The organism is Streptomyces sp. NPDC055189 (genome assembly GCF_053606765.1).
Genome location: NZ_JBSGSG010000152.1, coordinates 1 through 10,005 on the forward strand (window position 1 = coordinate 1; position 10,005 = coordinate 10,005).

Sequence of the window (10,005 nt, forward strand, 5' to 3'; positions counted from 1 at the left end):
CCGAGGTCGGAGAGGTCCCAGGCCTGCACCGGCTTCTTCTTGGCGGCCATGATGCCCTTGAAGGACGGGTAGCGGGCCTCGCCCGACTGGTCGGTGACCGACACCACGGCGGGCAGCGAGGCCTCCAGCTGCTCGGAAGCGGCGTCGCCGTCGCGGCGGCCCTTGACGACACCGCCCTCGACGGAGACCTCGGAGAGCAGCGTGACCTGCGGGACACCCAGACGCTCGGCAAGCAGGGCCGGAACCACGCCCGCGGTGCCGTCGGTGGACGCCATCCCGGAGATCACCAGGTCGTAGCCGGCCTTCTCGATCGCCTTCGCCAGGACGAGAGACGTACCGATGATGTCGGTGCCGTGCAGGTCGTCGTCCTCCACGTGGATCGCCTTGTCCGCGCCCATCGACAGCGCCTTGCGCAGCGCGTCCTTGGCATCCTCCGGACCCACCGTCAGCACGGTGATCTCCGCGTCGTCCGCCTCGTCCGCGATCTGCAACGCCTGCTCGACCGCATACTCGTCCAGCTCCGACAGCAGGCCATCGACGTCATCCCGGTCGACGGTCAGGTCATCGGCGAAATGCCGGTCGCCGGTGGCGTCGGGCACGTACTTCACGGTGACAACGATCCTCAAGCTCACGCCGGCTCTCCTACTGCATCGTCTCTACTGGGCTGCTGCCTTGGCTCTGGCCACTGCCTTCTTGCAGGCAGCATAGGCGCCTGAAGGGGCGGATCCCGGTCGGGGCGGCCCGCGCTCCGACCAGAATATTACTCGCCAGTACACCCATCACATGCCCACTAAGCAAGCGCTTTGAACTGTGACCTTCCCAACGCTCTGTAATCGGGCCGGAAGGCGGGCGTCCGGGAACTTTCAGTCGCGCAGCGCGTTGAAGCGCCCCTGGTGGTAGAGCAACGGCCTGCCCGCGCCTGCCGGGTCGCCCACCACGGCTTCCGCGAGGACGATCCGGTGGTCACCCGCGGGCACCCGCGCCGCGACCCTGCAGACCAGCCAGGCGAGCGTGCCGTCGAGCACGGGAACGCCCTCGGGCCCCTCGTACCAGCGTGTGCCCGCGCCGAAACGGTCGGCGCCGCTGCGCGCGAAGGTCGACGCCAGATCGAGCTGGTGCTCGCCGAGTATGTGGACGCCGACGTGTTCGGCCTCCGAGACCGCGGGCCAGCTGGAGGCCCCCGTACCGATGCCGAACGAGAGCATCGGCGGTTCGGCGGAGACCGAGACGAGCGAGGTTGCGGTGAAGCCGACGGGCCCGGCGGGGCCCTGAGCGGTGATCACCGCGACCCCCGCCGCGTGCCGCCTGAAGACGGAGCGCAGGAGTTCGGGGGAGGCGAGCTGGGGAGTGCGGAGATCGGGCGTTGCCGTCATGGAATTGTCCTTCTGCAGGAGGTACGAGCGGTTCCGTGGCTGCTCAGCAGCCCGGACAGCGCGCACTTGCGTGACGGGCGAGGTCCACGTGGACCCGCTCGACGAGAAGGAGTTCCGGAGGCATGGGAGCAGGCTGGCGATAGATGCCGGGTGCAGTCAAGTCCGTTCCGCGATGTGAAAGACGGCTCGCAGAGCCCTGGACCGGTGTCATCACGATCTCCTCCCCCATGCCCCGCGCCTCACACGGCCTTGCCGAGCGCGGCGATCACATCGGCCTTGCGCGGCTGCCCGGTCGCGCGCCGCACGACGCGTCCGTCCGCGTCGAGCACCAGCACGGTCGGCGTCTTGAGGATGCGCAGTTCCTGCACGAGATCGAGCTCCGCCTCGGCATCGATCTCCACATGTGAGACACCGGGCACCATTCCGGCCACCTCCGCGAGAATTCTCCGGGTTGCCCGGCAAGGCTGGCAGAAGGCGCTGGAGAACTGCACGAGCGTCGCTCGCCGGCCCAGTTCGTAGCCCGCCCAACTGCCGGTCCCCGAAGCGTCCATGCGGTCCCCCGCATCACGTATCCGCACGTCAGCCTCCCGCCCAAGGGTCATGATCCAACCGTCCCCGTCTTCAGCGTCGGCGCGCCCGCAGACATTCCCAACGTGACGAGAATCTCGCGCCCGCCGGGCACGATGGGTGGTCAGCCGTCCGTTCTTGGGGCACGATCTGCGCAACGCCGAAAAACCTACGGCTGCGTAACTTCCCGCCGGGAGCCCCCTCCCAAGGCAGACACGAAGGGCCCTCCCCACCCATGGCAGAGCTTGTCTACCGTCCGGTCGTCGGCGCCGCTAAAACGCTGTTCAAGGCCTGGGACCTGAAGATCGACTGCAAGGGGTCGGAGAACATCCCTCGCACGGGCGGTGCGGTCCTCGTCAGCAACCACATCAGCTACCTCGACTTCATCTTCGACGGCCTCGCGGCCCTGCCGCAGAAGCGGCTCGTGCGCTTCATGGCCAAGGAGTCGGTGTTCCGGCACAAGATCTCCGGTCCGCTGATGCGCGGGATGAAGCACATCCCCGTCGACCGCAAGCAGGGCGAGACCGCTTACCAGCACGCGCTCGACTCGTTGCGCTCCGGAGAGATCATCGGAGTCTTCCCCGAGGCGACGATCTCCCCGTCGTTCACGCTGAAGAGCTTCAAGTCGGGCGCCGCGCGCCTGGCCCAGGAGGCCGGGGTCCCGCTGATCCCGATGGCCCTGTGGGGTACGCAGCGGCTGTGGACCAAGGGCCACCCGCGCAACTTCAAGCGCAGCCACACCCCGATCACGATCCGGGTCGGCGAGCCGATGGAGGCGCCCGCTGACCAGTTCGCCGGCGCGATCACCCGGCGTCTTCGCGAGCGCTGCCAGGAACTCCTCGAGGCCGCGCAGCGCGCCTATCCCGTACGCCCCAAGGGCCCGGACGACACGTGGTGGATGCCGGCGCACCTCGGCGGCACCGCGCCGACTCCCGCCGAGGTGAAGGCCGCCGAGGCGAGCTGAATCGATTACTCCGGGCGTTCGGACGCCCGCTCCGGTGCGTGGACGGTGAGCCGCGCGCCGGGGCTGAACTTTTCGAGCAGCTCGGCCAGTTCGCGGCCCGCGGCCTCGACCCCCGAGTCGGGCCCCATCCCCTCCAGCAGGAAGATGGCGTTGACCGACTCCTCCGTGAGGCGGGTGCGCGGCCCCTGGCGCCAGTTCCAGCGGCGGCAGGTGACGCCCTCGTCGTCGCACCAGACGACCTCGCCCGCGTCCGGGTGCTCCACGGCCTGCTCGCCGCCGGCCATGGTGACGAAGTCCTCCGCGCCGGTGGCCCGCACCAGGCGCATGCCGCCCTTGATGTGGTCCAGGTCCTCGCCGCCGACCGGGATCAGGTGGGCGACGCTGATCGCGTTGTAGACGTCGACGAGGGTGTTGATGCGCGGCAGGCCGCCGTCGGCGAGGGCGCGCTTGGCGAGTGCCTCGGCGGAGTTGCGCGTACGCGACGGCTTGGCGCCGAAGGCGGTGTACGCCGCGCGCCAGGCCACCATGTGCGGGTCCTCGTGCGGGGCGCGGCCGTCGAGCCGCTCGGCGAGGCGGCGGGCGGCCTCGTCGAGGAGGAGCGAGGTCGCGTCGTTGCTGGGGCCGCTGACGAGGCCGTGCGCCTCGATGGCGACGTGGGTGAAGCCGGGCGCGAGGGCGCGGACCTCTTCGGAGACGGTCAGATCGATGGTCATGGTCCGTCGTGCCTCACAGTTCGTGCGTCACAGTTCTGAGGGATAGATCTGCCAGAGGTGCACCCTGTCCCGGGCTTCCTTGAGGACACGGAGCGCCACCGGAGCCGGTTCAGCATACAGGACCGGGTAGTCCACTTCATTGAACTCCGGATCCACGGGCCAGGCCAGGCGCTCCTCGCCGAGACGGAACTGCGCGTCGACGCCGGCCGGGATGTTCCCGCGCGGGTCCTGCCGGTGCCAGGCACCGTCGAGGCGTACGGCGACGAGGCCGTGCAGGGAGTAGCCGCTGGTGTTGTCGTCCCGCAGCCGCTGATAGCAGAACGCCGTGGGGATGTCCTCGGCGCGCAGCAGGGCGGCCAGGGCGTGGGATTTGGCGACACAGATGCCGGTGCGCTCCCGGATGACGTCGGAGGCCCGCCAGGTGACCTCCATGCGGCCCGCGTCCTGCGAGTGCGGGATGGCGTCGCGCACGTACTCGAAGGCGGCGCGGGCGTAGGCGTACGTATCGGCGGATGACTTTGCAAGACCGGATGCCGTCTCGCGGACCAGGGGATGCTGGTGGTCGACAACGTCGTCGGCGGCCAAGTACGCCGACAGGTCGGGGTTTTGCTGGATCAGCTGCATGCGACGGGAGCATAGGAATGCGACCGACCGCGCGTCAATGCATTTACGGTCGGCCGCATATCTATGCAGCACTCGGGAGGGGAGGGATGGCTAGCGCGCCATCTCCTCCTTGAGGGCCGCCACGAACCCGTCCACGTCCTCCTCGCGCGTGTCGAACGCGCACATCCAGCGGACGTCGCCCGCCGCCTCGTCCCAGAAGTAGAAGCGGTACTGCTTCTGCAGCCGCTCGCTCACGTCGTGCGGCAGCCGCGCGAAGACGGCGTTGGCCTGCACCGGGTAGAGGATCTCCACGCCGTGCACCGCGCGCACGCCCTCCGCGAGGCGCTGCGCCATCTCGTTCGCGTGCCGGGCGTTGCGCAGCCAGAGGTCCTTGGCGAGCAGGGCCTCCAACTGCACCGACACGAAGCGCATCTTGGAGGCGAGCTGCATGGACAGCTTGCGCAGGTGCTTCATGTGCTTGACGGCGTCCTGGTTGAGGACGACGACGGCCTCCCCGAAGAGCGCGCCGTTCTTCGTGCCGCCCAGGGACAGGATGTCCACGCCGACCGCGTTCGTGAACGTCCGCATGGGGACGTCGAGGGACGCGGCGGCGTTCGATATGCGCGAGCCGTCGAGGTGCACCTTCATTCCGAGCCCGTGCGCGTGCTCGCAGATCGCGCGGATCTCGTCGGGCGTGTAGAGCGTGCCCAGTTCGGTGTTCTGCGCGATCGAGACGACCTGCGGCATCGCCCGGTGCTCGTCGTCCCAGCCGAACGCCTGCTTGTCGATCAGCTCGGGCGTCAGCTTGCCGTCGGGCGTGGGGACCGTGAGCAGCTTGAGGCCGCCCATGCGCTCGGGGGCGCCGCCCTCGTCCACGTGGATGTGCGCGGACTCGGCGCAGATCACCGCGCCCCAGCGGTCGGTGATCGCCTGGAGCGCGACGACGTTGGCTCCCGTGCCGTTGAAGACCGGGAACGCCTCGGCCGTCGGGCCGAAGTGGCCGCGGATCACCTGCTGGAGGTTGGCGGTGTAGTCGTCCTCGCCGTACGCGATCTGATGACCGCCGTTGGCCAGGGCGATGGCGGCGAGGACCTCCGGGTGGGCGCCCGCGTAGTTGTCGCTCGCGAAGCCCCGTACCTCCGGGTCGTGATGGCGGCGTGCGTCGGTCTTCGGAGGGTTCACGGGCTCTCTGTCACGGGGGTCGCGAGCGGTCACGGCTTCTCGGTCAGCCACAGGCGGGTTCCGTTCACTTCTCCGGCGGGCCGCTCCCAGACTCCGGCGATGGCATCGGCCAGCTCCGTGACGTCCGTGAAGCCCGCGAACTTCGCGTTGGGCCGCTCCGCGCGCATCGCGTCGTGCACCAGCGCCTTGACCACCAGGATCGCAGCCGCCGATGTCGGGCCCTTCTCACCCCCCGCCTTGCGGAAGGCGTCACCGAGCGCCAGGGTCCAGGCCTCGGCTGCGGCCTTCGACGCGGAGTACGCCGCATTGCCCGCCGTCGGCTTGGAGGCGCCGGCCGCGCTGATCAGGAGATAGCGGCCGCGGTCGCTGCGCTGCAGGCCGTCCTGGAAGGCGAGCGAGGTGTGCTGCACCGTGCGGATCAGGAGCTTTTCGAGCAGATCCCAGTCGGCGAGGTCGGTCTCGGCGAAGGTGGCACTGCCGCGCCAGCCGCCGACGAGGTGGACCAGGCCGTCGATCCGCCCGAACTCCTTCTCCGTACGGGTCGCCCACTCCCGGGCCGCGCCCAGGTCGAGCAGGTCGACGGTGTCGCCTATGACGGTGGCCCCGCCGTGCGCGTACCTCGCGGCGTCCACGGCCTCCGCGAGGCGCGCCGCGTCGGCGTCGGACGCTATGACCGTGGCACCGGCCTCGGCGAGTCTCAGCAGGGTGGCACGGCCCGCCGGACCGGCTGCCCCCGCGACCGCGACCACGGCTCCATCGAGTGCGGACATCGTCCTCGCCTCCTTGGTGGTGCGGTTGCTCACGCGGCGACCTGCTCGGCGCTTGTGGCGGTGATCCCCTTGGTGGAGGCGATCACGGTCTTGAGCTTCTTGGAGAGCGCCTCATAGAACATGCTGAGCGGAAACTCGTCAGGAAGCACGTCGTCGACCAGTTTTCGGGGCGGAAGCTGCACATCCAGGGCGTCGGGGCCCTTGGCCCAGCGCGATCCCGGGTGCGGGGCGAGGTACTGGGAGACCAGGTCGTACGCGGCGAACCAGTGCACCAGCTTGGGGCGGTCGATGCCCGCGCGGTAAAGCTCCTCGATCTCGGCGCACAGCTGGTTGGTGACCTGCGGCGCGCGCTCCCAGTCGATCTTGAGCTTGTTGTCGGTCCAGCGGACCACGTCGTGCTTGTGGAGGTAAGCGAAGAGCAGCTGGCCGCCGAGCCCGTCGTAGTTCTTGACGCGGTCGCCCGTGACCGGGAAGCGGAACATGCGGTCGAAGAGGACGGCGTACTGCACGTCACGCGCCTGCGGGACGCCCTCGGCCTCCAGCTTCACGGCCTCCTTGAAGGCGGTGAGGTCGCAGCGCAGCTCCTCGAGGCCGTACATCCAGAACGGCTGGCGCTGCTTGATCATGAAGGGGTCGAAGGGCAGGTCGCCGTGGCTGTGGGTGCGGTCGTGGACCATGTCCCACAGGACGAACGCCTGCTGGCAGCGGTCCTGGTCGCCGACCATCTCGCGGATGTCCTCGGGCAGTTCGAGCCCGAGGATGTCGACGGAGGCCTCCGTGACGCGGCGGAAGCGGGCGGCCTCGCGGTCACAGAAGATGCCGCCCCAGCTGAAGCGCTCGGGGGCTTGGCGCACGGCAATGGTCTCCGGGAAGAGCACGGCCGAGTTCGTGTCGTACCCCGCGGTGAAGTCCTCGAAGGTGATGCCGCAGAACAGCGGGTTGTCGTAGCGCGTGCGCTCGAGCTCGGCCAGCCAGTCCGGCCAGACCATGCGCAGCACGACCGCTTCGAGATTGCGGTCGGGGTTGCCGTTCTGCGTGTACATGGGGAAGACCACGAGGTGCTGCAGGCCGTCCCGGCGGTTGGCCGCGGGCTGGAAAGCGAGCAGCGAGTCGAGGAAGTCCGGCACCTGGAAGCCGTCGTCGGCCCAGCGCCGCAGGTCCGCGCCGAGCGCCCGGTGGTACGCGGCGTCGTGCGGCAGGAGCGGGGCGAGCTGGTCGATCCCGGATATCACGCGGTCGACGGCGAGTTCGGCCACGGCCTTCGCCGGGGCGCCCTCCGCGTCGAAGTCGATCGAGCCGTCCGCCGACTGCCACGGGCGGATCTCTTCCACGGCGTCCTTGAGCATCGGCCAAGCCGGGTGCTCCACGACCCTTCCCACGGGGGCACCCCCGCTCGCGGGAGGAACCGCCCCTTCCGTAACCCTCTGCACAAGAATTTCCGTCACTTGTCAACCTCCACGGGAGAACCTCGCGTGGGAACACCGTATGCGGGCAGGTTCTCCACCACAAGAGGAGGCTCAGGAAATTATCCTGTGACACCCCCAACATCACCGCTGATTTTCCTGCCTGACACCGTTGAGGCGATCGCTTCTGCCACATCTGCCACCGCGGCCCGCGCATCGCCCAGGAGCCGCGGGAAGCCCAGGAATCCGTGGAACATCCCCGGGTAGTGCCCCCGCGTCACCGGAACCCCCGCCAGGCCCAGCCTGATCGCATATGCCGCGCCCTCGTCGCACAGCGGATCGCAGCCCGCCGTGACGATGCGCGCGGGCGGCAGCGCGGACAGGTCCGCGCCCGCGGGTGAGGCGTAGGGGTGGCTGCCGTCGCCGTCCGGGCCGAGGTACTGCTCCCAGAACCAGCGCAGGTGCGCGGCGGTGAGGAAGCAGCCGGTCGCGTTCGACGTATACGAGTCGCCGCCCTGCCCCGCGTCGAGCATGGGGTAGATCAGCACCTGGAGCGCCACGGCGGGTCCCCCGCGGTCCCGCGCCATCAGGGCGGCGACGGCGGCGAGGCCTCCCCCGCTGCTGTCCCCCGCCGTCACCACGGCGCCCGGATCGCCGCCGAGCCCTCCCGCCCGCGTCTCGGTCGCGGCCCAGCACAGTGCCGCGTACGCGTCCTCGGGGGCCGCGGGGAAGCGGTGCTCGGGGGCGAGGCGGTAGGCGACGGAGACCACGACGGCGCCGGCTTCGGCGCAGAGGGTGCGGGCCGTGGCGTCGTGGGTGTCGAGGCCGCAGAGGGTGTAGCCGCCGCCGTGGAAGAAGACGACGGTGGGGCGGGGGCGGTTCGGCCCTTCCGGGCGGTAGACGCGTACGGGCAGGGCGGGGGCGCCGGTGGGGCTGATGGGGCCGGGGATGTTCCGGTCCGAGACTGCTCCTACGGGCGGTGGGGTCTTGCCCTGTGCGGGGGCCGCGGCGAGGATGCGGCGGGCCTCGGCCGCGTCCGTGACGGTGCCGCCGAGGTCGGGGAAGGCGGCGCTCAGCGCGTCGACGAGGGGGCGCGCGTCCGGGGCGAGGCGGCTGCCGTCCGTCCCGGGCGTCATCACTCCGCCTCCCGGGCGCGGAAGTACGGGATGACCTTCTCGCCCCACTGCCGCAGGGTCTCCATACAGGCCTCCTGCGGGACGGTGCCCATCTGGATCAGGCACATGATCTCGTCGGCCCCCGCGTCGCGGAGCCGTTCCACGTACGCGATGGCGTCGTCGGCGGTCCCGTAGGCGTGATCGGCGTTGAAGGTGGCCGTGGAGGTGGGCCGTACGGGGATGTTGTGCTCGTGCAGCCGCGCGACGATCTGCTCGGCGGCCTCGCGCATCGCGGCCGCCTCGTCGGTCCCTTCGACCACGGCCTCGTCGGGGATCCCGGCGCCGCCGTACCAGTGGCCGATGGACTGCGCGAAGAACCGCTGTCCGCGGATGCCCACGCGCCGGGCCGTCTCCCGGTCGTCGAGCACGATGGTCGGGCAGAGCACGGAGAAGTGGTCGTTGACGACACCGGAGACGAAGCGCGCGCCGCTGCGGCCCGCGATCGCGTTGTCGTACGCCGCCCGCATTCCGGCGATCGACTCGGGCCCCGCGAAACCCATCACCAGGGCGCCGATGCCGAGTTCGGCGGCCTGCTTCAGGGTCTCGGTCCTGCTGCAGGCGAGGAAGAGCGGGGGGTGCGGGGTCTGGTGCGGCCGGGGCAGGATCGGATGCGGGTCGATGTCGAGCAGCGGGCCGTGGTGCTCCAGTTCGTCGCCCGCCCATGCCTTGCCGATGATCTGGAGTGCTTCCTCGACCTCTTGGGTCGTACGCTCCTTGTCGACGCCGCAGAGCGAGGTTTCCTGGAGCGTGCCGCCGCGCCCCGCCCCGAGGTCGAGCCGTCCGCCGGAGAGCAGGTCGAGCATGGCGGCGCGTTCGGCGACCCGCGCCGGGTGGTTGAACTTGAACGGCATGCAGACCACGCCGTGGCCGATGCGGATGGTGCTGGTGCGCGCGGCGACCCAAGTCAGGAAGATCTCCGGGGCGCTCATGTGGGCGTACCACTTGAGGGAGTGGTGCTCGACCGCCCAGATGCGGTCGAACCCCATCTCCTCTGCCAGGACGGCCTGTTCGACGCTGTCCCGGATGAGTTGGTGCTCGCGCTCGACGGTGGGGTCGGCGAGCTGCGCTTCGAATATGACGGAGAACTTCACTTGCCCTCCAGGGAGTTGAGCCGTGGCCGCGTGACCCTTGTTTCGATTAGTCATATGACTAGCCGTCAGGTGATGAAGTAGCAAGGGCTGTCGCGGGGGCACTTCTCCGGCGTGGCGGGAGGGCGCGTGGAAACAGCCGGGGCACGGATCTTTTTGTGGGTTGC

General features: G+C 69.9%; 11 protein-coding genes. 1 reads left to right on the forward strand and 10 read right to left on the reverse strand.

From position 1 onward, the window contains the following. From ACWFR3_RS45635 to ACWFR3_RS45645, 3 genes are all read right to left on the reverse strand, one after another. Positions 1-632 (reverse strand): electron transfer flavoprotein subunit beta/FixA family protein (locus tag ACWFR3_RS45635; RefSeq protein ID WP_453740631.1); only part of this gene is annotated, 632 nt, incomplete at its 3' end. A 231-nt stretch (positions 633-863) separates the two neighbouring features. Beyond that, positions 864-1,373: a flavin reductase family protein gene (locus ACWFR3_RS45640; RefSeq protein WP_453740632.1), complete on the reverse strand. Its 510-nt coding sequence runs from the start codon at positions 1,371-1,373 to the stop codon at positions 864-866. Positions 1,374-1,612: 239 nt separating this feature from the next. Next, complete coding sequence (locus ACWFR3_RS45645; protein WP_453740633.1) at positions 1,613-1,975, reverse strand: thioredoxin family protein; 363 nt, start codon at positions 1,973-1,975, stop codon at positions 1,613-1,615. Between the two features lie 200 nt (positions 1,976-2,175). Here ACWFR3_RS45645 and ACWFR3_RS45650 point away from each other — a divergent pair, with 200 nt between their 5' ends. Further along, positions 2,176-2,904, forward strand: coding sequence for a lysophospholipid acyltransferase family protein (locus ACWFR3_RS45650; protein ID WP_453740634.1), 729 nt, complete (start codon positions 2,176-2,178; stop codon positions 2,902-2,904). Positions 2,905-2,909: 5 nt separating this feature from the next. Here ACWFR3_RS45650 and ACWFR3_RS45655 read toward each other — a convergent pair whose 3' ends face one another. The 7 genes from ACWFR3_RS45655 to ACWFR3_RS45685 form a co-directional block, all read right to left on the reverse strand. Further along, the gene (locus ACWFR3_RS45655; protein ID WP_453740635.1) at positions 2,910-3,617 is read right to left on the reverse strand and encodes a B3/B4 domain-containing protein; all 708 of its coding nucleotides are present in this window, start codon (positions 3,615-3,617) and stop codon (positions 2,910-2,912) included. A gap of 27 nt (positions 3,618-3,644) precedes the next feature. After that, positions 3,645-4,241: a transglutaminase-like domain-containing protein gene (locus tag ACWFR3_RS45660; protein WP_453740636.1), complete on the reverse strand. Its 597-nt coding sequence runs from the start codon at positions 4,239-4,241 to the stop codon at positions 3,645-3,647. A gap of 90 nt (positions 4,242-4,331) precedes the next feature. Continuing rightward, a complete protein-coding gene (locus ACWFR3_RS45665) occupies positions 4,332-5,402 on the reverse strand; it encodes a threonine aldolase family protein (protein WP_453740637.1) in 1,071 nt (356 codons plus the stop codon). A gap of 29 nt (positions 5,403-5,431) precedes the next feature. After that, positions 5,432-6,172, reverse strand: a complete 741-nt coding sequence (locus tag ACWFR3_RS45670; RefSeq protein WP_453740638.1) for an SDR family NAD(P)-dependent oxidoreductase — start codon at positions 6,170-6,172, stop codon at positions 5,432-5,434. Between the two features lie 29 nt (positions 6,173-6,201). Continuing rightward, positions 6,202-7,617 (reverse strand): DUF6421 family protein, encoded by a 1,416-nt coding sequence (locus tag ACWFR3_RS45675; protein ID WP_453740639.1) that lies wholly within the window; start codon positions 7,615-7,617, stop codon positions 6,202-6,204. 80 nt (positions 7,618-7,697) lie between these two features. Then, the gene (locus ACWFR3_RS45680; RefSeq protein ID WP_453740640.1) at positions 7,698-8,711 is read right to left on the reverse strand and encodes an alpha/beta hydrolase; all 1,014 of its coding nucleotides are present in this window, start codon (positions 8,709-8,711) and stop codon (positions 7,698-7,700) included. Further along, the gene (locus ACWFR3_RS45685; RefSeq protein ID WP_453740641.1) at positions 8,711-9,841 is read right to left on the reverse strand and encodes an LLM class flavin-dependent oxidoreductase; all 1,131 of its coding nucleotides are present in this window, start codon (positions 9,839-9,841) and stop codon (positions 8,711-8,713) included. The genes ACWFR3_RS45680 and ACWFR3_RS45685 overlap by 1 nt, the downstream gene beginning before the upstream one ends. Between the last annotated feature and the right edge of the window lie 164 nt (positions 9,842-10,005).